The following is a 22264-nucleotide window of genomic DNA, read 5'->3' as shown; positions in this document are numbered from 1 at the left end:
GGCACCGCCTAGCTCAAGCGTAGGAACGCAGGCGGCGCGAAAAGTCTGCCAGCGGTGCGATGCCGCTCGCCTCGGCGCGCTGGCACCAGTCCTGCAACTGCTTCGCGAGCTGCTCACCGGTCGCGGTGGAGCGGCTCCACAGCGCCGTCAGTTCCCCGCGCATCGAATACATCGTAGCCAGCGCCTGCGAGGCATTCAATGCCTGCATCAGCTGCTGGTAGCGCGACGGGCCGAGCAGCGCCTGATCCTTGCCGAGCCATGGCTTCACCGCCTTGAGGGCGCGCGCGGCCTCCGGCGACATGCGGCGCAGGCGGCCGAACTCCGTGACGCAGGCCTTTTTCAGCGAGCGCGTGTAGTTCGACAGCACGTCGTAGTGGCAGCGGATGATCGCTTGCACGGTTGCAAGGTCGACGTTCGCCTTCGGTGCAACGAGGCGCGGCGTCGGTGCCACGTGCTTCACCTTCGCCAGACCGAAGGCCTGCAGGGTGCGGATGTAGAGCCAGCCGATGTCGAATTCGAACCACCTGTTTGAGAGCTTGGCCGAGGCTGGAAAAGCATGGTGGTTGTTGTGCAGCTCTTCCCCGCCGATCAGGACGCCGATCGGAAAGATGTTCGTGCTGGCGTCCCGCGCCGGCCAGTTGCGGTAACCCCAGTAGTGGCCGATGCCATTGATGACGCCCGCCGCCCAGAACGGGATCCACACGATCTGCGTGAGCAGGATCAGACCGCCCGGCACCACTCCGAAAAGCGCCATGTCGACGATGCCCATCAGAACGATGCCATGGATCTTGTGCTTCGCATAGAGATTGCGCTCCAGCCAGTCGTCGGGCGTGCCATGGCCGTAGCGTTCCAGGGTTTCCGCATGCCGGGCCTCACGCACGTAGAGGAACACGCCGCCCCACAGCACCCGGCTGAGCCCATGAATCTGCGGGCTGTGCGGGTCTTCGGGGGTTTCGCACCTGGCGTGGTGCTTGCGGTGCACCGCGGCCCACTCCTTGGTCACCATGCCGGTGGTGAGCCACAGCCAAAAGCGGAAGAAATGGCTCACCGCCGGATGGAGTTCGAGCGCGCGATGCGCCTGGTGGCGGTGCAGGAAGATGGTGACCGACGCGATGGTGACGTGGGTGAGCGCCAGCGCCGTGAGCACAGCGCCCCACCAGGGAAGATCGAGAACGCCGGAATAAAGCAGGGATTGCATTCGTACCTCTTGGATAATCGAGCGATTCTGCGGACCGCGCCCGCTCTGGGGATTGATGCAGGTCAATGCGCGTTGCGTGCGGCATCAATCTGCGAGACGACTCGCCGGGTGTTGCTGCTTCGCCCTCGCCGGGCGCTGCCGCAGCAGCAGCAGCGGCAGCGGAAGTCTTGCGCGCCTTGCGCCCCGGACTGGTGCCGCGCAAAACACCCGCATGCTGAAGCTGTCCGCAGCGATGAGCTTCAAGGCCGATGCGGCAGAGCCACCTTTGTCGGGCCTGCGCCGGACGGTGCTGGAACTGAAGACTTCAGCAAAGCCGTCGTGCTCGTCGGTGTGAATCCGTAGTAGCGATCGTTGAGATAGCGGGCAACCTCTCTGATGTCTTCGTCGCGCCAGCCGAGCGAGGAGGCCTGCTGCCAGCGCCGCACCTGTTCCTCGAGGCTGTCCCAATCGTAGACCAGCTCCCTGCCGCGCCAGTGCATCTTCTCGTTGTGACAGGCAACGCAGTTCGCGTTGTAGAGCAGCTCGCCGCGAGATGGCAACTGTGCCTGGGCCGCACTGCCGTGAAGGGCCGCGAAGGCCGCCAGCGCGACCGCTGCCGGCGTGGCCAGGCCCGGCATGCCGCGACCTGTGTTCGTGACACGTCATCTGCTCGGGGCCTGAGGAGACGCCATGCTCGTTTTTGCTTCACTGCTCGCCGGCCTGGTCTTCGGGCTCGGCCTCATCGTTTCCGGCATGGCCAATCCGGCCAAGGTGCTCGGCTTTCTCGACCTTTCCGGCGCCTGGGACCCGTCCCTTGCCTTCGTCATGGCTGGCGCCATCGCGGTCGCCATGGCGGCGTTCATGGTGGCGGGACGTCGCAGGGTATCGATCCTCGGTGCCGAGATGTGTCTGCCCTTGGCGCGCCGCCTCGACCGCCGCCTCATCGGAGGCAGCCTGCTCTTCGGCATCGGCTGGGGTCTCGCCGGATTCTGTCCTGGTCTGGGTCTGGTCGCTCTCGGAATGGGCGAAGGCAAGGCCCGCATCTTCGTGGCCGCGATGCTGACGGGCATGGGAATCTTCGAAATCCTCGAACGGCTCCATCGTTGAAGGAGCCAGTGCAGTCAGAGGCCCGCTTCACGCACGCGCTTCAGGAAGTCCGATTCGTCCTCCTGCCGCCGCATAGGCGCGCGTCGCCGGAAAGGCGCCAGGCACAGTGCGAACAGTTTCTTCATGGGTGTTCCTTGCTTTGGGGTTGAGGCTGCCGTCGATCGAACTCAAGCAATAAGAGCTGCCGACTCGTTCGCCGTCGCGTGCACGAGCATCACGGGCACCGACGAGCCACGCAAGATCCGCTCCGCGCTGCTTCCCAGCAGCACCTCGCCCAGGTCGCGCCGGCCGTGTGTGCCGGCCACGACAAGATCGGCATGCCACCGCCTTGCTTCGTCGGCGACCAGGCTGGAGACGGTGCCGTCCCATTCGTCGTAGAGCACAGAGTCGACCTCGACATCCGCGTGGCGCACGCGATCGATGCTCCGGTCGAGCAGGCGCGTGGCCTCGGCGCGCAGGTCCGCAGGCCCATTGCGCGCATAGCCGGCTTGCGCAATGGACAACTCGTCGATCACATGAAGAAGCCGGATCTGGCTAGTCATCGCTCTGGCAAGGCGAGTCGCTTCCTCGACTGCCCGGACCGCCGCCGGGCTGCCGTCGATGGGAACGAGTATTCGTCGATACACAAGAGACTCCTTCGCCGGGAACGGGCTTGCCGTGAGCACTAAGCTCATCGAAGCGCACACACGAAGCGGCCGCGACGTGCCCTGCTCGATTTCTCGAACGATGCAGTGGCGGTCCTGGCAATCATGCTGTTCATGACGTCATCTTCTCTCCGGGTTGCATTGAATGTCGTCTTATTCTGTACATGGCCCGCGGCGATGGCTTGACATGCATCAATGGACGCGGAGCCGCATGAACATCCGGTGCAAGGAAGACGAAATCGATCCAGCCCTTCCGCCTGTGAGGACCGGGGCGGCCCGGCTCAGGCCTGGATCTGACCGTCCACGACCTGGATGATGCGGTCGCAACGCCGGGCGAGTTCCGGGTTGTGGGTGACGAACAGGATCGCCATGCCACGCTCGCGATTGGCTTTTTGCAGGAGCTCGAACACCGCGTCGGCCGCCTTGGTGTCGAGGTTCCCCGTGGGTTCGTCCGCGAGCAGCAGCGGCGGGTCCATGGCGAGCGACCGGCCGATCCCTCGAGTACGGTCAGGCGGACGGCTTCGTCCAGTCCCCGCAACGATGCGGGGCGGCTGTCCAGATAGACAAGGATTCGTGAGTGCATGGCAAGTATCCAGTCGTTCGGCATTGCGCGCCGATGACCGGAAGTCTCCACACGCCGCGGCGCGCCGGCTTGACACGCTTCAAGCCGCCGGTGAGTTCTAACGATGTTGATATGGCGCAAGACCGGCATCACCGCGCAGCGGAAGAATTCGCCTGCCCGTCGCGCCGGGGCCGGCGGCGGGTTCCCATCGCAGGCGGTCCCGAGGAAAAAGCAATGTCCATCTACAAGCACCTGCTGGTTCCGCTGGACGGCAGTCCCACGGCCGATCGCGGCCTGCAGGAAGCGATCCGTCTCCCCGGCGACCTCGACAGCAAGCTGCGGCTGCTTCATGTGATCGACGACTTTCCGATGCTGGCGGAGATATCGACGATCTCCAGCTTCGAGGCAGGCCTCCAGAAGGTGCGCGAATACGGCGAGTCGGTGCTGTCCAGGGCGCTGGCCCAGGCCACCGCCGCCGACGTGGACGCCGAGACCGTGCTGCGCGAAGTCACGCAGGGCCGCATCGCCGACGTAGTAACCGACGAAGCCGCCAAGGCCTCCTGCGACCTGATCGTGATGGGCACCCACGGTCGCCGCGGGCTGAGTCGGCTCGCACTCGGCAGCGACGCCGACCGTGTGGCGCGCAGCAGCCCGGTGCCTGTGCTGCTCGTGCGCGGGGCGTCGGCAAGCTGAACCAGGCCACTGCGATCCGGCCTCCATTGCGAATTCCATCAACTTCACCCGACAGGAAGAACATGACGAACAACACTCTCCGTACCCTGCTGGCATCGGCGGCCCTTGCCGCAAGCGCCTGCGCATTTGCCGCCGACTACACGGCCCCCGGGCAGCTCAGCCCGCCGGAAAGCTCGATGCAGAAAGCGGGAGATGCTGCCGGCCGGGCCGCCCGCGACGCGGAGAAGGCAGCGCGCAAGGCGGCAGATGCAGCCAAGGCCGCAGCCGAGAAGAGCAAGCTGACCACCGGCAAGGTGTCCAGGGCCTTGGCGGAAAGCATCCGCCAGGCTGCGCAGAAAGCCGCGCAGGCCGCGACGCGTCTGGAGGAAAAGGCCACCGCGTCGGCCGGCAAGGCACTCGACGAAAGCAAGGACATTGCGCGGTCGGCCCAGGAAGAAAGCAGCAAGGCTGCACAGGCCTCCAGGGAGGCCCTTGCGCGCGCCGAGGAATCGGTCAGCCGTTCCGCCAGCAAGGAAGAAGCCGAAAAGGCGGCGCAGGCCACGCGCGAGGCGCTCGACAAGGCCGATGAAGCCATGCGCTCGGCGGCAAAGACCGTCGCCGACGCATCAGCACGCACGCTCGAGGCCGCGAAGCGCGCTGCCCGTCCGGCGGGCGCCGAGAAGAAATGACATCCCTCCCCGATCGTCGGAAAGCACTGCCATGAATCCTGATATTCAACTCCGGCACGACGTCTTCGCGCAACTCAACTGGGACCCCGCCGTCAACGCCTGCGATGTCGACGTGTGCGTGAAGGACGGGGTGGTCACGCTTCGCGGCGAGGTAGCCGACGAGGCCCAGCGCACAGCGGCCGAGCGCGCGGCTCGCCGCACCGAGGGCCTGACGACGCTGCTGAACAGACTCATCGTCCGCCCGGTCGCCGTGAGGGCCGGAATCCATCCGGCCTGAGCGGGCCCCGTCTGCCACCCGACGTGGTAGACCTATTCGCCCTCCTGGCGAACACCTTGATATGCATCAAGACCTGTCGCCGGGTGCGCCAAAAGAATCGGACCCGAAGCAACCAAGAACAACAGAAACCGACTTTGGACATGACCACGCCCGAACCGATGTCGCTGACGCGCGGTGCACCGCAATGGCTCGAAGGCATCGAAAGCTCCCGCGCGAAGAGCCCGGCGCGACTGCTTTGACCCCGTGGCCGAGCTTCCTGGCCGGTCAGGCAGAGAAGCCGGTCGGGGTGCTGCTGATGGACGAAGACAACCATGCGCGGCGCGTGATCACCCATGAACTGGTTGCCGCCCCCCGCGTGTGCGTCGTCGGCGAAGCGGGCCGCCTGCCCGAAGCCAGGCGGCTGCTGGCGCAGCAGGAGTTCGACGTGCTCGTCCTCGACTTGCGGCTCGGCGGCGGCAAGGGATTCGACCTGATCGAGAGCGCCAGGCTCAACCGCAGTTCGACCGAAATCATCGTGCACTCGACGCTGGACGACGAGCTCCAGGTCCGCCGGGGCCTTCGCCGCTGGTGCCTCGGGCTTTCTGGTCAAAAACTCGTGGTTCCTGAACTTCACGCAGGCGGTGCTGCAGGTCGTCAACAGCGGGGCGGCGGTTTCGCCGAACGTGAGCCGGCACCTGCTCGTGTGCCAGGGACGGCCCGCCCCCGCTCGGGAAGGCGACAACGGTGCCGTCCGCAGGATGCTGTCGGCCCGGGAACGCGAAGTTTTCCAGCTCCTGGCCCAGGGTCACGTCACGCAGGACTTCGCCCGGCGGTTGTCGATCAGCACCCAGACGGTATGCGCGCACATGAAGAACATCTGCCAGAAGCTGCGCGCCCGCACGCGCGCGCAGGCGGTCATCGTGGCCACCAACGAGGGACTGCTGTAGCCGCGCGTTTCAGTGCGTCATCAGCACGGGAACCCGCGACTGCGCGAGCACGTCGCGCGTCACGCCGCCCGGCAGCTGCTCGTGCATGCGGGCATGGCCGTAGCCGCCCATCACGAGCAACTCGCTGCCCAGCGCCTCGGTGCGATCCAGCAGGGTGTCGGCGATGCGCAGCGACGTCACGGTTCGCTCGACATCGGCCCTCACGCCGTGCCGCGTCAGCCAGCCGCTCATCCCCGCGGGGTCCGGCGCAATCTCGGAATCGGCTTCGCCTTCGCCTTCGCGCGAGAGCGAAATCAGCGTGACACGCGCAGCCTTGCGCGGCAGCGGCATGGCGCGGTGCAGCGACAACGACGCCTCGCGGCTCCCATCCCAGGCCACGAGGACGCGGTCCAGTCCCGCCGCGATATGGCCCGTGCGCGGAACGATGAGCACGGGCCGTCCCGCCTCGAGCATCACATCCTCCGGCAAGCGGCGCTCCGCATCACCCACGGCCGCCGCCTCGTCCGCCTGCCCGACAATCACGAGGACGCCGGCCGCGCCTTCACTGCCAGCGCGTGAAGGCTCCTGTGCACGATCTTCCGGCATTGCCGGTCGGCACGATGTCCATGAGGTGGCTGCGATGCCTCCTGGCGAGACGGGCCTCCAGACGAGTGCGGACCTCGCACCGCTCGATGTGGTCGAGGTACACGGAGATGGTCGGAAGCGTCATCGTTTGGCTCGCTTTGCAGCGCTCTTGTGGCCGATGCGCTGCGGGCGCGCCCGCGGTGCCGTGGCAAGCGCCACGTGCAGGGTATGCAGCGCGTCGGTCACGACGGTCCGCCGGGAGTATGGGGCCCCGACGCTCGCACGATCTGCAGCGATGGTCGGCGTCACTGCGGCGGCGGTTGCCGGCGCGCGAGGCGAGCCGTCCGCGCCAGAGCCTCGCAGCGCCCTCACCGGCGCCATGGCCAGCGCTGGCCAGTCCTCGGCCCGCATGACGGCGTCCGCCCCGGCGCGGGTCAGCGCGATGCCGTCCTGCAGGATGCGCGATCCGACCGTCTCGAGCATCTCCAGCGAGTGCAGCCAGATGCCGAACTGCGCCTTGCACAGGGCCAGTGGAAAAGTCAGGTCGTTGCTCATGGTGTGTCCTCTCGCCCGGTAGGCGCCTGGACAGATGCTGAGGCCGCGATACCCCTCCCGCCTTGCGCGGGATCAAGGCAACGCAAACCACGCTCACTGTATCGGTTGTTACCGGTTTGATCGCGGTCAACCTCGCGCGCGCCGGCATGCCCATACTGGAATTTCCGTCCACCCAGAAAGAGAAAGCGACTCGACATGGCCTTCACTCCTTTGCCGGCTGCTCCGGACGATTTCATGCTGCTCGATGCCTGGTGGCGTGCCGCCAACTATCTTTCGGTGGGTCAGATTTACCTGATGGACAACCCGCTGCTGCAAGAGAAGCTCGAGCTCTCGCACATCAAGCCGCGCCTGCTGGGGCATTGGGGCACGACGCCGGGCCTGAACTTCATCTACGCGCACATGAACCACGCCATCAACACGCGGGATCTCGATGCGATCTTCATCGCCGGCCCGGGGCACGGCGGACCGGGCGTGGTGGCCAACACCTGGCTCGAAGGCACCTACAGCGAGGTTTATCCGGCGATCGGGCAGGACGCTGATGGCATGCGACGCCTGTTCACGCAGTTCTCGTTCCCCGGCGGCATTCCGAGCCACGTCGCCCCCGAGACGCCCGGCTCCATCCACGAGGGCGGCGAACTGGGCTACTCGCTGCTGCACGCCTACGGCGCGGTCTTCGACAACCCCTCGCTGCTGGCCTGCTGCGTGATCGGCGACGGCGAGGCCGAGACCGGTGCGCTGGCTGCGAGCTGGCATTCCAACAAGTTCCTGAATCCGCGGCGCGACGGCGCGGTGTTGCCGATCCTGCATCTCAACGGTTACAAGATCGCGGGTCCCACAGTGCTCGCGCGCATCGGCGAGGAAGAACTGGCGCAGTTGTTGCGCGGCTACGGCCACGAGCCCTACTTCGTCGTGGGCGACCAGCCCGCCGAAATGCACAGGCAGATGGCGTCGGTGCTCGACACCGTATTGGAGAGCATTCGCGCCATCCAGGCAAACGCGCGCACCGGGGGTTTTCGCACACGGCCCCGCTGGCCGATGATCGTGCTGAGATCTCCCAAGGGCTGGACCGGCCCGCGCCGGGTCGACAGCCTGCAGGTCGAAGGCACCTTCCGCGCGCACCAAGTGCCGCTGGCCGACTTCGCCTCGAAGCCGGACCACGTCGAACTGCTCGAGCAATGGCTGCGCAGTTACCGGCCCGAGGAGCTGTTTGATGCAAACGGCGCCTTGCGCCCCGAGATTGCCGCGCTCGCGCCTAAGGGCCGGCGCCGCATGAGCGCCAACCCGCACGCCAACGGCGGGCTGCTGTTGAAGGACCTGACGATGCCGCCCTTTCGCGTGCATGCCGTCCCGGTGGAAGCGCCGGGCGCCATCGATGCCGAAGCCACGCGCGTCGCGGGCAACTTTCTTCGCGAAGTCATGCGGGTAAATGAGCAGGAGCGCAACTTCCGGGTGATGGGGCCGGACGAAACCGCATCGAACCGGCTCACCGCTCTGTTCGAGGTGACCGGACGAACTACGACCGCCGAGGTATGGCCGGACGACGACCACCTCTCGCCCGACGGCCGCGTGATGGAGGTGCTCAGCGAACACCTCTGCCAGGGCTGGCTCGAAGGCTACCTTCTGACGGGGCGGCACGGCTTCTTCTCGTGCTACGAGGCCTTCATCCACATCGTCGACTCGATGTTCAACCAGCATGCCAAGTGGCTCAAGGTGTCGCGCGATATCGGATGGCGACGGCCGATCGCATCGCTGAACTACCTGCTCACGAGCCACGTCTGGCGCCAGGACCACAACGGCTTCAGCCACCAGGACCCGGGTTTTCTCGATCACGTGGTCAACAAGAAGGCCGAGGTCGTGCGCGTGTACCTGCCGCCGGACGCCAACACCCTGCTCTCGGTCACCGACCATTGCCTGCGCAGCCGCGACTACGTGAACGTGATCGTGGCCGGCAAGCAGCCCGCGCCCCAATGGCTGGACATCGACGCCGCGATGCGCCACTGCACTGCCGGCCTCGGTATCTGGGACTGGGCGAGCAACGACGAAGGCGGTGCGCCCGACGTCGTGATGGCCTGCGCTGGCGACGTGCCCACGCTGGAGACGATGGCGGCCGTCGACCTGCTGCGCGAGAGGGTGCCGCAGCTGAAGGTGCGGGTGGTGAACGTGATCGACCTGATGGCGCTGCAGTCTCCCTCCGCGCACCCCCACGGCATCGCGGACGAGGACTTCGACGCCATCTTCACCACCGATCGGCCCGTGATCTTCGCGTTCCACGGCTACCCCGCGCTGATCCACAGGCTGATCTACAGGCGGCGCAACCACCCCGGCTTCCATGTCCACGGCTACTGCGAGGAAGGCACGACCACCACGCCCTTCGACATGACGGTGCTCAACCGGCTCGACCGCTTCCACTTGGCGGCCGACGCCATCTCTCGCACGCCGGGGGTTTGCGACAGCACGGGCCATGTGCAGCAGCACCTGCGCGACCGGCTTCTGGAGCACAGGGCCTACATCACCCGCCACGGCCGGGACATGCCGGAGATCGAGAACTGGCGCTGGACACGATAGCTGCCGGCCGAAGGGTACCCAAGGTGCTGTCGGCGTCGCTTGCGTGCTACGCTCATCTTGAGAAAGAATGTTTAAGAAATTCGTGCTCAATCTCCTTGCCAGCACATGAAACCTGCCCCACACATCGCAGTCCTCGACGACGAGGCTGACATCACGCTGCTGCTGGCCAACTACCTGCAGAGCCACGGCTTCCGCGTCTCCCAGATCCACAACGGCCGCAGCCTCATCACGCTGATGGATTCCGACCCCGCAGACCTCGTGCTGCTCGATCTCGGCCTGCCTGGTGAAGACGGCTTTTCCATTGCGCGCCGCCTGCGGGACAGCTGGCGTTGCGGCCTCGTCATCGTCACCGGCCGGGGCGATGCGGTGGACAAGGTGGTGGGCCTCGAGGTGGGCGCCGACGACTACGTGACCAAGCCCTTCGACCTGCGCGAACTGGTCGCGCGGGTGAAGGCCGTACTGCGGCGTTTGACCCCGGGAACACCCGCATTCGCCGCCGGCGTTTCGGCGTCTCCCGACAAGCTGCGCTTCGCCGGCTGGCAGCTCGACACCGCCGCGCGCAACCTCAGGAGTCCGCAGGGCGAGGAAGTGGCCCTGACCGGCGGCGAATTCGACCTGTTGCAGGCCTTTGCCCGCCATCCCGGCCGCGTGCTGTCACGCGACTTCCTGCTCGAGCAGACGCGCGGACGCGAGGCTGCACCATTCGACCGTACGATCGACGTGCAGGTCGGCCGGCTGCGCAAGAAGATCGAGGCGGACGCGGACGATCCGCAACTCATCAAGTCGGTGCGAGGCGCGGGCTACATCCTGGTGCCACCGGTTTCCCATGGCTGACGCTGCGGGCAACCCGCCCTTTCTGCCCGATGCGGTCGTCCCCGGCTCGCTCTCGGACTTCGACGAAGGCAGCGTGTTCCGCTCGCTCTTCGTCGCCTATCCGGATTCGCTCCTGGTGGTGGACCAGTTCGGCTCCATCATGCTCGCCAACCCCTCGGCGGCAGCACTGCTTGGCTATGCCGAAGACGAGCTTGCAGGCCTGAACGTCGACGTGCTGGTGCCCGACAGCATCCGCCCGCGCCATGCCTCCTACCGCGAGGCCTATGGCCGCGCTCCCCGTCCCCGCCCGATGGGCACGCACATGGAGCTGGTGGCCAAGCGCAAGGATGGCAGCGAGGTCATGGTCGAGATTGCGCTCAGCCCGCTGCAGAACCACGGATTGCCGTTCGTCGTGGCGGCCATCAGGGACATCGGCGCCTACCCTCGGGTGAAGCAGGCGCTGCAACGCGCCCGCTACAGCGAACACCTGGCCCAGCTCGGGCGCCTGGCGGTGGATACGCGCGACCTGCAGGTGGTGCTCCAGCATGTGCCGGGAATCATCACCACGGCCTTGCAGGTCGAAGTCGCAGTGGTGTGGCTACTCGATAGCAACCGCCTGGAGTTCCGCGTGGCCAGCGGCGTTGGCCTGATCGACGGCGAGGAGATAGGCGCACGCATCGCCAACCGCCCTGACACCCCGCCGGGCTTCGTGTTCGCCCAGGGCCGGCCGGTCGTGGTGCCGGACTACGGCAAGGAAGACCGTTTCTCCGTGCCCCAGGCCTACCTTGACGCCGGCCTCGTCAGCGCGCTTGCCGTGCCGCTGTCGGATCGGGGGCGCGTGATCGGCATGCTGTCGGTCCGCTCGGAGGAGTCAAAGCGCTTCGGGGACGAGGAGGTGCGCTTCCTCGAATCGCTCTCCAACCTGCTTGCCACCAGCCTGCAGCGCATGCAGACCGAGGAGGCGCTCAACCATTCGCAGCGGCTCGAAAGCGTCGGCCAGCTCACGGGCGGCATCGCGCACGACTTCAACAATCTGCTGACCGTCATCCAGGGCAACCTCCAGGTCCTGGAGGAGTCCCCCGCCCTGTCGCAGAACAGCCATGTTCAACAGCTGCTGAGCGCCGCCACCCGCGCTTCGCGGCGCGGCGCGGAGCTTACCGGCAAGTTGCTTGCGTTTTCCCGCCGACAGGTGCTACAACCGATCGCCGTCGATACGCAAACGCTGCTGCACTCACTGGCGGACATGCTGCGTCGCACGCTGGACCAGCGCATTCGCATAGAAATCGACACCGTGCCCGGCTGTCCGCCCGTGATGGCCGACCCGGGCCAGTTGGAATCGGCACTGCTCAACATCGCGATCAATGCGCGCGACGCCATGCCCGATGGTGGCACGCTTCGCTTTCGCACCGAACTGTGCAGTGCGTTGCCGCCGGCCCTGCGCAGCCAGCGCAACGACCCGGGCAACGATGCTGCCGCGTGCTTCGTCGCGATCTCCATCACCGACAGTGGCACCGGCATGTCCGAGGAAGTGAAAGAACGTGCCTTCGAGCCCTTCTTCACGACCAAGGAGGTCGGCCGTGGCACCGGCCTGGGCCTGAGCACGGTGTACGGTTTCGTCAACCAGTCCAAGGGCGCAGTCTCGATCGACAGCAAGGTCGGACAGGGCACTATCGTGACGCTTTACCTGCCGCAGCTGGAAGAAGCCCCGGCCACGTCCACCGATGAGGATGAACGCGCCGACGAGACAATTCCGCCCGGCTTGCGCGTAATGCTGGTGGAGGATGACGCAGAGGTCCGCAAAGTCGTGCGCACCTTCCTGACCACCCTGGGCTGCGAGGTCTTCGCTGCTGCCACGGCCGAACAGGCGTTGTCGGCGCTGGATGCGGGCGTCGGGCCCTTAGATCTGCTGCTGAGCGACATCGCCCTGGGCGCCGGCATGCGTGGCACGCGGCTTGCCTCCGAGGTGCAACAACGCTTTCCGCACATGGCAGTGCTGTTGATGTCAGGCTTCTCGTCGGAACTTCTCGATGCCGACCGCGAAGTGCCCCAGAGCTGGGAATTGCTGCGCAAACCCTATGCGCGCTCCGAACTCGCGCGGGCCATGGCGAAGGTGCTGGCCGGCCGCGCCTGAGCGCGCAGATGTGGTGCGCTCTTACTGAAGCATCGCAGGCGCGGGTGCCAGGCAGCGTTGGACAAAGGCCGACAGCGCGCCCACATCGGGAATCTGCACGTCGCGGCGTCCTTTCGTGGTGAAGCCGATGACGTTGTCGCGTGCCAGCCGCGAAAGCGCACGGCTCACGCTCTCGAGCGTCATTCCCAGGTAGTTGCCGATCTCCGCACGCGTCATGCGCAGGGTGATCTCGTCGGTGCGCATGCCTCGCTCGGCCAGCGTCTCGGCCCAGTAGCGCAGGAAGTCGGCCACGCGCGCATCGGCCGGCAGCGTGCAGACTGACATCAGCGAATCCCGATCGTGTGCGATCTCGCGGCTCATGGCAGCATGCAGCACCTGCAGCAAGGCGGGATTCGCCGCGCAGGCGACCAGCACTGCCTCGTATGACACGACCCAGATTTCTCCGGTGTCCATGGCCACGGCATCGCACGAATAGCGTCCGCTGGCAATGCCGTCGAAACCGAGCCAGTCGCCACGGAACTTAAGTCCCACCACCTGCTCGCGCCCGTCGGCCGAAAGATTCATGATCTTGAAGAAGCCCGAGTTCAGGATGTAGAGGTTGCCGAAGCGCTCGCCCGCCTGGTAGATCGTATCGCCCGTGTGTACGACGCGACGCTGCGGCTTGAGCTGCTCACCGAGGAGCTTCAGCGTGTCGGCGGTGCTTTGTCCCATGCACTCCCGGTCGATGCCGAACGGAACTGGGGTGGGCGAAACTGCAGCGGGCATCGAGGGGGTGACGGTGTTGAGCATCTGGGACTCCTAGGTGGTCTGTCGCGTGTCGATAGATGGATGCTAGGAAGCCATCGGCAACGCAACGACAACGGCCAGAATCGGTGAGTAACGCTCGGTGAATGCAATGTGTCCGGCGTGTATCAGCGGCGTGCGGCGTGCAGCAGATCACATTTGCATGCCCCTGCTCCTTGACCTGCATCAAGTCCGGGGCCTCCGGCGCACTTAGCCTCGCAAGGTCACATATGACCATCGCCATGCCCTTCTCCCAGCAGACCTGCGCCCTCGAGCCCGTGCCGTCATCGCTCTCGCCCCTGGAGGTGACGAGCCTGCTGTGTCGCGCCCGGTTGCTCCAGCGCTCGGCGCTAGACGGGAGTATTCCCCGGCTGCTGCGTGGCAAGAACCTGGGGCTGCTGTGTGATGCCGCGCCGGACGAATCGCAGACGCTGTTCCGCAACGCGGCAGAGGAACTGGGGGCACACGTGGCCGTCATGCGTCCAGGTCTTTCGCTCGCGAGCGCGCCGCAAGAGGTACAGGACACCGCCCGCATGCTCGGCCGCCTCTACGACGCCGTGGAATGCCAGGGCCTCGACCCCGCGCTTGTGCAGCGCATCGGCCAGCACGCCGGCATACCTGTATTCAACGGAGCCGCCATGAAAGCCCATCCTGTCGACCGGCTCGCCGAACTGCTCGGCGACCAGACCCCTCTGGCCGACAACCGGCGCTTCGTGCTCCAGGCCCTGCTGCTCGACGCCATCGCCTGAGCCCGGCGACCGCACGTGCCGCGCGCTCCTTGATCCAGCGCAATACAGGCCTGGTGCCCGCATCCTACAGTGGATCCCACGGTTGTCGCCGATCCCGCGCGCCGACCGCCCCTTCGTCCATCCTTTGCAAGGAATTCCCATGAAGACCGATACCCAATTGCGCGACGACATCCAGGCCGAATTGGCATGGGCACCTGACGTCAAGTCCTCCGACATCGGCGTCATCGTCAAGGACGGCGTGGTCACTCTCACCGGCCATCTCGCACACTACGCCGAGAAGTACGCCATCGAGCGCGCGGTGCAACGCGTGCATGGCGTCAAGGCACTGGCGGTGGAGCTGACGGTCAAGCTGCCCTTCGACAACCAGCGCACCGACGCCGACATCGCCCTGGCGGCCGAGCGCGCGCTCGAGTGGAACGTGCTCGTGCCCGACGGCAAGATCCGCCCCATGGCGGAAAAAGGCTGGCTGACGCTCACCGGCGAGGTCGAGTTGGAATACCAGCGCAGCGCCGCCGAGATCGCCGTGCGCAACTTGATGGGCGTGACCGGCGTGTCGAACCTCGTGAAGGTCAAGCCCAAGGTGACGCCTGCCGATGTCGAGAAGAAGATCCACGAGGCGCTCTCGCGCCAGGCCGAGCGCGAAGCCAACAAACTCTCCATCACGGTCGACGGCTCGCAGGTCACGCTGCGTGGCACGGTTCACTCCTGGACCGAGCGCGACGCGGTGCAAGGTGCCGCATGGGCCACGCCGGGCGTCTCGGTGGTGGTGAACGACCTGTTCGTGGACGCCTGAGCATGCGTGTCGCGCTCGTCACGGGCGGCACCTGCGGCATCGGCGCAGCCACGGCCGAGGCGCTGCAGGCCGCGGGCTACCGCGTGGCGGCGAACTTCGCCAGCCACGCCGAGGCCGCGCAGGCCTTCGCCGCCCGCACCGGCATCCCCACCTTCGGCTGGAACGTCGCGGATTTCGACGCCTGCCGGGCCGGCGTCGCGCGCGTGGAGGACGAACTCGGCCCCATCGACGTGCTGGTCAACAACGCCGGCATCACGCGCGATGCCATGCTCCACAAGATGAGCATCGCGCAATGGCGCGAGGTGCTGGAGGTGAACCTCGGCGGCTGCTTCAACATGTGCCGTGCCGCGATCGGCGGCATGCGCGAGCGGCGCTTCGGCCGCATCGTGAACATGGGTTCGGTCAATGGCCAGTCCGGTCAGGCTGGCCAAGCCAACTACGCGGCAACGAAGGCCGGCCTCGTCGGCTTCACCAAGTCGCTCGCGCTCGAAGGCGCCTCGCACAACATCACTGCCAACGTGGTGGCCCCGGGATACACCGACACCGCCATGGTGGGAGCGGTCGCGCCGGAGGTGATGGCGCGCATCCTGGCGACCATCCCGGCCGGGCGTCTGGCCACGCCAGCGGAGATCGCGCGCGGGGTAGTGTTTCTCGTCGCCGACGAATCGGGCTTCGTCAACGGCATCACGCTGCCGATCAACGGCGGCAAGTACATGGCCTGAAGCGGCAACGCCCGAATCCGTCGTTCCAGCGAGACCGTCCATGCACACGACCTCCACCTCCCTGACCCCCGCCGACTTCGCGGCTTCCGCCGTGGTCGCGCCGAGCATGCGCGTCATGATGCTGAGCGCCCCGCTGCTGCCGCTGGAGATGGAGTGGCGCAACATCCCGGAGCCCGGCCCCGGCGAATTGCGTCTGCGCGTGCTGGCCTGTGCCGTCTGCCGCACCGATCTGCACATCGTCGACGGTGAATTGCAGCTGCCTGTGCTGCCGATCGTGCCCGGCCACGAGATCGTGGGCATCGTGGAGGCGATCGGCTCGGGGGGGACGGGCCATCGCCTGGGCGATCGCGTGGGCGTGCCCTGGCTGGGCCACAGTTGCGGCTGCTGCGCCTACTGCACGAGCGGCCACGAGAACCTTTGCGATGCGCCACGCTTCACCGGCTACCACCGCGACGGCGGTTTTGCGAGCCACGTGATCGCCGAGGTCGCGTTCTGCCTTCCGCTGGACATGCCCGAGGCCGATGCGGTCCGCATCGCGCCCCTGCTCTGCGCGGGATTAATCGGCTGGCGCAGCCTGAAGGCAGCCGGTGAAGATGCGCAACGGCTGGGCATCTTCGGTTTCGGCGCCGCGGCGCATCTGGTGACACAGGCCGCCATCGCCCAGGGCCGCAAGGTTTTTGCATTCACCCGGCCCGCGGACCGTGCGACGCAGGCGTTCGCACGCAGCCTCGGCGCAGCGTGGGCCGGCGGCTCGAACGAGCGACCGCCGCAGCCGCTGGACGCAGCCATCATCTTCGCGCCCGCCGGCGAACTGGTACCGGCCGCGCTGCGCGTCGTGCGCAAGGGTGGCCGCGTGGTGTGCGGCGGCATCCAGATGAGCAACATCCCCGCATTTCCCTACCGGCTGCTCTGGGAAGAGCGGGGTCTGGTTTCGGTGGCGAACCTCACGCGTGCCGATGCGAAGGAGTTTCTCGATTTCGTACGGGAGCATCCGCTGCAGGTGCACGCGAAGACCTATCCACTCGCCCAGGCCAACGAAGCACTGGCCGACCTGCGCGCTGGTCGCATCGAGGGCGCCGCGGTGCTCGTGCCCTGACGAAGCCAGCACACGGCGGGCTTCAGAGTTCGTGCGACGCCCGGTATTCGGGCACGATGCACGGCCAGCCATGTCGCTCCTCGATGGCCAGTCGCAGGGCATCGGCAGCCACCGGCTCTCCATGGGTCACGAACACCCGGCGTGGTGCACGCTGGGCATCGAGCCAGGCGATCAGGCCGTCGCGGTCGGCATGGGCAGACAGGGTCTCGAGGCTTGCGACCTCGGCGCGCACCGGCACGTAGGCGCCGTGGATCTTGACCGCGTCGGCGCCGGCCACCATGGCTGCCCCGCGCGTACCAGCAGCCTGGAAACCGGTGAACAGGATCGTGTTCCTGGGATCGGGCGCGTAGGCCTTCAGGTGATGCAGTACCCGCCCGCCCGTCGCCATGCCGCTGGCCGACACGATGATCGAAGGAAAGTCCAGCGTGTTCAGCCGCCGCGATTCCTCGATCGTGTTGACGATGATGGTCTGTCCCTGCATCGCGGCGCACTGTTCGGCGCTCAGCCGGTGCTCGTCCATGTGCTTGCGGTAGATGCGCGTGGCGTCCGCTGCCATTGGGCTGTTCAGGTAGACAGGCATGTCGGGAATGCGGCGCGCCTGCTTGAGCAGTTGGATGCAATGCAGCAGCGTCTGCGCGCGCCCCACCGCGAAGGCCGGCATCACCACGATGCCGCCGCGCGCGGCCGTGCGGTTGATCACTCCTGCCAGCTCGGCCAGCGTGTCCATGGCGGGGTGCGTGCGGTCACCGTAGGTCGATTCCATCACCACGTAGTCCGCCGGCTCGACGGCCTCGGGCGGACGCATCAGCAGGTCATCGCTGCGCCCCAGGTCGCCCGAGAACTGGATGCTCGATGTTTCCCAGCCCACTCGCAGGCTGCCGGCACCGAGGATGTGCCCTGCCCTGCGGAGCTGCCAGGACCAACCCGGCCACGGGGAGCATTCCTGGCCGAACGGGACAACGTCGAAGCGCCTGAGGGCCGCGCGCGCGTCCTGCTCGGTACACAGCGGCAACGCCGGCTTGTGCTTCGAATGCCCGTGGCGGTTGGCGAAGTCGGCGTCTTCTTCCTGGAGGCGGCCCGAGTCGGGCAGCAGCAGTTCGCAGAGTTCGCGGGTGGCCGCGCTGCAGTACACCTTGCCCTTGAAGCCGAGCTGCACCAGGCGCGGCACGAAGCCGCTGTGGTCCATGTGCGCATGCGTCAGAAGCACGGCATCGATGCCGGCGGGGTCGACCGGCAGTACGTCCCAGTTGCGCAGGCGCAGTTGCTTCAACCCCTGGAAGAGCCCGCAATCGACCAGCAGCCGCCGGCCTTCGTGCGTCAGCAGGTATTTCGAGCCGGTGACGGTACCGGTGCCGCCGAGGAAGTCGATGCGCACGGTGCGCCTCAGTGCGACATCAGCACAGGCAGCGTCATCCACTGGAGCATGGACAGCGTGGCACCACCCATCACCCACTCGCGCGCCCTGCTGTGGCCGTAGCAGCCCATCACCAGCAGGTCGGAACTCAGGTCGGAGGCAAGGGACAGCAGCTTGTTGCCGACATCGTCGTCGTTGTCCCCCGCGGGGTGCAGGGCCATGTTTTGGACGCCCTGCGCCCGCAGGTAGTTCTGCAGGCTCTGCAGTGCCGTCTCCGCGCCCACGCCGTAGGCCACGGCATGCACATGCGCCGCCTGGCGCAGCCACGGCAGCGCGGCGGTCACCGCACGCGCGGATTCGCGGGTTTCCTTCCAGGCCACCAGCACGTTGCGGCCGATGGGTCCGATGGAGCCTGCATATGGCAGCACCAGTGCTGGCCGGCCGCTCTGCACCAGCACGCTGGGCAGGAAATCGCCGGGCAGTTCGCCGTCCATCGGGTCGTTGCGGTCGCGCTGGCCGAGGATCAACAGATCGGCATAGAGGGCTCGCCGCCCGAATCCCCATGGGCCGTCGTTTTCCGGCTCGACCCAATGCAGGCGCTGGGAGCCCTCGCTGTGCGTCATGAAGGTGGCGTGCATCTTGTCGCGCGCGTCCTTGTCGATCTCCTGCATGATCGCGACCGCTTCCGCCGCGGCCTCGATCGCATAGGGGTAGCGCATGAGCGCGGACAGGGTGCACGGCTGGGCGGTCACTTCGGCATCGAAAGTCTCGGCGAGCTGGCGGGCCAGCTTGATGCGCTCCGCCGTGCGGACCGAACCGTCGAGGTGAAGCAGGATGGATTTCGGGGTCTGCATGAGGGCTCCTTGGGTTGGCGGGATGTGGTGCGGTGACCTTAGGCCCCCTCGTCGCGTGCAGCCTTGCGCTGCATCAACCACCCGCGAGCCTTGACTCCGGTGGTGCCGAGGCTTGATCCGGCGCAAGGTCGTGCCGGTGGTACGTGCCTAGTCTCGGATCTCGTACCACTGCTCATGCCGTCATGGCACATCCGCATCCGACGCCGCGTGGCTCGGCCTCATTCACCCGCTTACCAAGGGCACTGCACCATGACATCTTTCCAACAAGCCTGCATCGTCGGCAGCGGCATCGGCGCCCTGTCCGCTGCCGTGCTGCTGATCCGTGACGCCGGAATGCCCGGATCGCGCATCCGAATTCTCGAAGAAGCGCAGACACCAGGCGGCGCGCTCGATGGCACCGGCAATGCCGCTCAAGGCTATGTGACACGCGGAGGACGCATGTTCACCGACGAGACATATACCTGTCTCTGGAACGTACTGCAGAGCATTCCTGCGCTCAGCTCAACGGGCCGCACGGTGCGCGACGAGATCCAGGCCTTCAATGCGATGTGGCGCTCCGACGCGCACGCCCGTCTGATCGACCGGAATCGCCGCATCCTCGACGCCAGCGACCTGGGCTTCAACTTCCAGGACCGCGTGGAACTGATGCGCCTGCTCGCCATGCCGGAACGCGCATTGGGCACCAGGCGCATCGAGGAATGCTTTTCCGCGCACTTCCTCGACACCCATTTCTGGGCCATGTGGCGCACGACATTCGCGTTTCAGAACTGGCACAGCGCGGTCGAGCTGAAGCGCTACATGCTGCGCTTCCTGCAGGAGTTGCCGCGCATCCACACACTGGGAGGCGTGCGGCGCACAGAGTTCAACCAGTACGACTCCATCGTGCGTCCGATGGTGACCTGGTTGCTGGATCGCGGGGTGCGGATCGAGTACGGCATACGCGTGATAGATGCGGACTTTGCCAGCAGCTCCGACGGCCTGCGGCTCGAGACCCTGCACTGCGTGAAGGACGGCCAGCCACTGACGTATCGCATCGGCGCGGAAGAATGTGCCTTCGTAACCATCGGCTCCATGACCGCCGATTCACGCAACGGCACCGACCAGCAGGCGCCTGAACTCGTGCGCGACCGGAGAGACGGGGCCTGGACTCTGTGGCGCAGCATGGCGCGCAAGGCGCCGGGCCTCGGCCGGCCGGAGACCTTCTGCGGCAACGTGGACGAGAGCAAGTGGGAGTCGTTCACGCTCACGATGCGCAACCCGTTGCTGATCCGACGCATCCAGGCGTTCTCTGGCAATCCGCCCGGCACCGGCGGACTCATGACCTTCAAGGATTCGAGCTGGCTGATGTCGATCGTGGTGCCGCACGCGCCGCACTTCGAGGACCAGCCCGAGGGCATCTACACGCTATGGGGCTATGGACTGCTCGTCGACATCCAGGGCAACCACGTCGACAGGACGATGGCCCAGGCCAGCGGCCAGGAAATTCTCACGGAGCTGATGCATCACCTTGGCTTCGAGGACATCCTCGAGGAGGTACGACGCACCACGACCGTGGTGCCCGTGATGATGCCCTACATCACCAGCGAGTTCGCATGCCGCAGCGCATCGGACCGACCACCTGTCATCCCGGCCGGAGCGAAGAACTTCGCCCTGCTGGGCCAGTATGTGGAGATCCCCGAGGACGTCGTCTTCACGGTCGAATACTCGGTGCGCGGCGCAATGCATGGGGTCTACGGACTCATGGGCCTAGACCTCGAGGTGCCGCCTATCTACCACGGCATCGCCGATCCGAAGGTCGCGCTCGCGAGCCTGGGCACACTGATCGGTTGACTCGATCCGGGGTTTGATCCACCTCAACCTCTGCCTTCGGTCGGGCGAGCAAGATTCTTCTCCATCCGCTCAAAGGAGAAAGTCACATGCTTTTCCTGTCGAAGAATGTCGGAATCCTTGACCGCCTGCTTCGCGTCTGCGCGGGCTTGCTGCTGATCGTGCTTGCAGCCAAGGGACTCATCGGGTTCTGGGGCTACATCGGCGTGGTGCCGCTGCTGGCGGGTGTGGTGGGCAATTGCCCGGCCTACACCCTCTTCGGCGTCAGCACCTTCTCCCACAACGAGCGCTGAGCGTTGGATGCGCCTGCATCGCCGCGTCATGAGGAATCGGATGTCTGTCTATCTGCTGTTGTTCATCGTGCTGTGCGCGGTGCTCGGCATCGCCGTTCTGTGGCTCGTGTTCCAGCTTTTCATCAAGTGGATCACTCTGGACTGAGCTTCTCGGAGATGGATCGATGTGCATGAACCTGCTCCGCAGACTCGCCACTGCGCAGCTGCCTTGCGCGGAGGCCGATCCCGCGATGATCGACAGGCTGCGAATCCTCGAAGCCGCCGGCCAGGTCGAGGCGCTGATCCCTCCCGCCCGCGCGGACTTCGATGACCGCCTGCGCCAGGATGCAGCCACCGTGGTCGGCATCACGCCTGCAGGAAGGAAGACCCTTGCCGCCGATGCTCCCCCGGAGGAGCCATCGCAGTTCATCGGCACCAAGCGTCGATCTGGCGAATGAGATCCGACCACAGGGCATGCGCCGCCGCGGCGGTCAGCAGCACGCCGGCCGCCCTCGCCCCCCAGGCCTGGCGCCCTCCGAGACTGGCCAGACGCAAACGCTGCCAGAGCCATGGCCCGGCAACCAGCGAAACGCCGCTGCCTATCGCGAACAGCGCCATCAGCGTCGCACCTTGCAACGGCCCGTTGGCCAGCCCCGCCAGCATCAGAGCCGAATAGAGCAGCCCGCAGGGCAGCGCAACCCACAGCAGCCCGGTCGCGAGCACGCCCAGCCACGTGCCGCCGGCACGGGGTCGAAGGCGCGATTCGAGCGAGCGGCCGATGCGCTGTGCCCACAGCGGCTGCCGCCCCGTGACGGCCAGCATCGCGCCCCACGTGAACACGAACACGTGCAGTAGCACCCACAGCGGCCGCAGCGCAGCAACGTGGGTGCTGGCCAGCGCCAGGCTGTCGACGCTGGCGGCAGCGATGGCACCCGCCGCCGCGTAGCTCGAGATACGTCCCAGATGGAAGGCGCCGGGTGCCGTGAGCGCTGGCATCGCACCCTGCTGCCCCACCGTCGCGAGTGGCAAGATCCGGATCACCGCCGATGAAGCGGCACCGCACATCGCAACGCAATGCGGCCCGCCGGCAAGGCCCATGAGAAGCGCGGCACCGGCGAGCGCGAGCAGCATG

General features: G+C 66.5%; 23 protein-coding genes and 3 pseudogenes. 16 read left to right on the top strand and 10 right to left on the bottom strand.

The genetic code is table 11. The features are described from left to right. Window positions 1–13 precede the first annotated feature (13 nt). Window positions 14–1198, bottom strand: a complete 1185-nt coding sequence (locus INQ48_36200) for a fatty acid desaturase (protein QRF62916.1) — start codon at window positions 1196–1198, stop codon at window positions 14–16. Between the two features lie 239 nt (window positions 1199–1437). Further along, window positions 1438–1815 (bottom strand): cytochrome c, encoded by a 378-nt coding sequence (locus tag INQ48_36195; GenBank protein ID QRF62915.1) that lies wholly within the window; start codon window positions 1813–1815, stop codon window positions 1438–1440. A 52-nt stretch (window positions 1816–1867) separates the two neighbouring features. On the opposite strand from INQ48_36195, the gene INQ48_36190 reads away from it, so the two are divergent. Next, window positions 1868–2284 (top strand): YeeE/YedE family protein, encoded by a 417-nt coding sequence (locus INQ48_36190; GenBank protein ID QRF62914.1) that lies wholly within the window; start codon window positions 1868–1870, stop codon window positions 2282–2284. A gap of 167 nt (window positions 2285–2451) precedes the next feature. On the opposite strand, the gene INQ48_36185 is transcribed toward INQ48_36190, so the two are convergent. Both INQ48_36185 and INQ48_36180 read right to left on the bottom strand, forming a co-directional pair. Beyond that, window positions 2452–2910, bottom strand: coding sequence for a universal stress protein (locus tag INQ48_36185; protein ID QRF63118.1), 459 nt, complete (start codon window positions 2908–2910; stop codon window positions 2452–2454). Between the two features lie 299 nt (window positions 2911–3209). Continuing rightward, window positions 3210–3416, bottom strand: a pseudogene (locus tag INQ48_36180) (ABC transporter ATP-binding protein). 308 nt (window positions 3417–3724) lie between these two features. Between INQ48_36180 and INQ48_36175 the strand changes: the two are divergent. The 5 genes and pseudogenes from INQ48_36175 to INQ48_36155 all read left to right on the top strand — a co-directional run bounded on the left by INQ48_36175 (window position 3725) and on the right by INQ48_36155 (window position 6054). Continuing rightward, on the top strand, window positions 3725–4183 hold the full coding sequence (locus INQ48_36175) for a universal stress protein (GenBank protein QRF62913.1): 459 nt from the start codon (window positions 3725–3727) through the stop codon (window positions 4181–4183). A 62-nt stretch (window positions 4184–4245) separates the two neighbouring features. Then, complete coding sequence (locus INQ48_36170; GenBank protein ID QRF62912.1) at window positions 4246–4851, top strand: hypothetical protein; 606 nt, start codon at window positions 4246–4248, stop codon at window positions 4849–4851. Between the two features lie 31 nt (window positions 4852–4882). Further along, entirely contained in the window at window positions 4883–5128 is a 246-nt protein-coding gene (locus INQ48_36165) for a BON domain-containing protein (protein ID QRF62911.1), read from the top strand. A 61-nt stretch (window positions 5129–5189) separates the two neighbouring features. Beyond that, a pseudogene (locus tag INQ48_36160) lies at window positions 5190–5684 on the top strand (response regulator). A gap of 64 nt (window positions 5685–5748) precedes the next feature. Then, window positions 5749–6054 carry a response regulator transcription factor gene (locus tag INQ48_36155; protein ID QRF62910.1) on the top strand — a complete coding sequence of 102 codons (306 nt, stop codon included), beginning with the start codon at window positions 5749–5751 and terminating at the stop codon, window positions 6052–6054. Between the two features lie 9 nt (window positions 6055–6063). On the opposite strand, the pseudogene INQ48_36150 reads toward INQ48_36155, so the two are convergent. Both INQ48_36150 and INQ48_36145 read right to left on the bottom strand, forming a co-directional pair. Then, a pseudogene (locus INQ48_36150) lies at window positions 6064–6763 on the bottom strand (universal stress protein). Beyond that, a complete protein-coding gene (locus INQ48_36145; protein QRF62909.1) occupies window positions 6760–7173 on the bottom strand; it encodes a hypothetical protein in 414 nt (137 codons plus the stop codon). The pseudogene INQ48_36150 and the gene INQ48_36145 overlap by 4 nt, the downstream one beginning before the upstream one ends. Window positions 7174–7368: 195 nt before the next feature. Between INQ48_36145 and INQ48_36140 the strand changes: the two genes are divergently transcribed. From INQ48_36140 to INQ48_36130, 3 genes are all read left to right on the top strand, one after another. Next, on the top strand, window positions 7369–9738 hold the full coding sequence (locus INQ48_36140) for a phosphoketolase family protein (protein QRF62908.1): 2370 nt from the start codon (window positions 7369–7371) through the stop codon (window positions 9736–9738). A gap of 105 nt (window positions 9739–9843) precedes the next feature. Then, window positions 9844–10572, top strand: coding sequence for a response regulator transcription factor (locus INQ48_36135; protein ID QRF62907.1), 729 nt, complete (start codon window positions 9844–9846; stop codon window positions 10570–10572). Next, the gene (locus INQ48_36130; protein QRF62906.1) at window positions 10565–12682 is read left to right on the top strand and encodes a PAS domain S-box protein; all 2118 of its coding nucleotides are present in this window, start codon (window positions 10565–10567) and stop codon (window positions 12680–12682) included. Before INQ48_36135 ends, INQ48_36130 begins: the two co-directional genes overlap by 8 nt. 21 nt (window positions 12683–12703) lie before the next feature. Here INQ48_36130 and INQ48_36125 read toward each other — a convergent pair whose 3' ends face one another. Beyond that, complete coding sequence (locus INQ48_36125) at window positions 12704–13471, bottom strand: Crp/Fnr family transcriptional regulator (GenBank protein ID QRF62905.1); 768 nt, start codon at window positions 13469–13471, stop codon at window positions 12704–12706. A gap of 236 nt (window positions 13472–13707) precedes the next feature. Here INQ48_36125 and INQ48_36120 point away from each other — a divergent pair, with 236 nt between their 5' ends. The 4 genes from INQ48_36120 to INQ48_36105 all read left to right on the top strand — a co-directional run bounded on the left by INQ48_36120 (window position 13708) and on the right by INQ48_36105 (window position 16825). Beyond that, window positions 13708–14214 carry an ornithine carbamoyltransferase gene (locus tag INQ48_36120; GenBank protein QRF62904.1) on the top strand — a complete coding sequence of 169 codons (507 nt, stop codon included), beginning with the start codon at window positions 13708–13710 and terminating at the stop codon, window positions 14212–14214. Window positions 14215–14353: 139 nt separating this feature from the next. Beyond that, window positions 14354–15007: a BON domain-containing protein gene (locus INQ48_36115; GenBank protein QRF62903.1), complete on the top strand. Its 654-nt coding sequence runs from the start codon at window positions 14354–14356 to the stop codon at window positions 15005–15007. 2 nt (window positions 15008–15009) lie between these two features. Beyond that, window positions 15010–15729 (top strand): acetoacetyl-CoA reductase, encoded by a 720-nt coding sequence (gene phbB / locus INQ48_36110; protein ID QRF62902.1) that lies wholly within the window; start codon window positions 15010–15012, stop codon window positions 15727–15729. A gap of 106 nt (window positions 15730–15835) precedes the next feature. Next, window positions 15836–16825 carry a zinc-dependent alcohol dehydrogenase family protein gene (locus INQ48_36105; protein ID QRF63117.1) on the top strand — a complete coding sequence of 330 codons (990 nt, stop codon included), beginning with the start codon at window positions 15836–15838 and terminating at the stop codon, window positions 16823–16825. Between the two features lie 22 nt (window positions 16826–16847). On the opposite strand, the gene INQ48_36100 is transcribed toward INQ48_36105, so the two are convergent. Then, window positions 16848–18200 (bottom strand): MBL fold metallo-hydrolase, encoded by a 1353-nt coding sequence (locus tag INQ48_36100; protein QRF62901.1) that lies wholly within the window; start codon window positions 18198–18200, stop codon window positions 16848–16850. A gap of 8 nt (window positions 18201–18208) precedes the next feature. Further along, window positions 18209–19033 carry a universal stress protein gene (locus INQ48_36095; protein QRF62900.1) on the bottom strand — a complete coding sequence of 275 codons (825 nt, stop codon included), beginning with the start codon at window positions 19031–19033 and terminating at the stop codon, window positions 18209–18211. A gap of 249 nt (window positions 19034–19282) precedes the next feature. Here INQ48_36095 and INQ48_36090 point away from each other — a divergent pair, with 249 nt between their 5' ends. The 3 genes from INQ48_36090 (at window position 19283) to INQ48_36080 (ending at window position 21590) form a co-directional block, all read left to right on the top strand. Then, window positions 19283–20863, top strand: a complete 1581-nt coding sequence (locus INQ48_36090) for an oleate hydratase (protein QRF62899.1) — start codon at window positions 19283–19285, stop codon at window positions 20861–20863. 95 nt (window positions 20864–20958) lie between these two features. After that, window positions 20959–21153: a DUF2892 domain-containing protein gene (locus INQ48_36085; protein ID QRF63116.1), complete on the top strand. Its 195-nt coding sequence runs from the start codon at window positions 20959–20961 to the stop codon at window positions 21151–21153. A 170-nt stretch (window positions 21154–21323) separates the two neighbouring features. Further along, a complete protein-coding gene (locus INQ48_36080) occupies window positions 21324–21590 on the top strand; it encodes a hypothetical protein (GenBank protein QRF62898.1) in 267 nt (88 codons plus the stop codon). Here the strand turns inward: INQ48_36080 and INQ48_36075 are convergent. Then, on the bottom strand, window positions 21559–22263 hold the full coding sequence (locus INQ48_36075; protein ID QRF62897.1) for a sulfite exporter TauE/SafE family protein: 705 nt from the start codon (window positions 22261–22263) through the stop codon (window positions 21559–21561). The genes INQ48_36080 and INQ48_36075 overlap by 32 nt on opposite strands. Between the last annotated feature and the right edge of the window lies 1 nt (window position 22264).

This window comes from Variovorax paradoxus (assembly GCA_016806145.1).
Lineage (GTDB): Bacteria > Pseudomonadota > Gammaproteobacteria > Burkholderiales > Burkholderiaceae_C > Variovorax.
The sequence above is the reverse complement of the archived record's forward strand: the minus strand, read 5'-3'. Positions and strand labels throughout refer to the sequence as shown.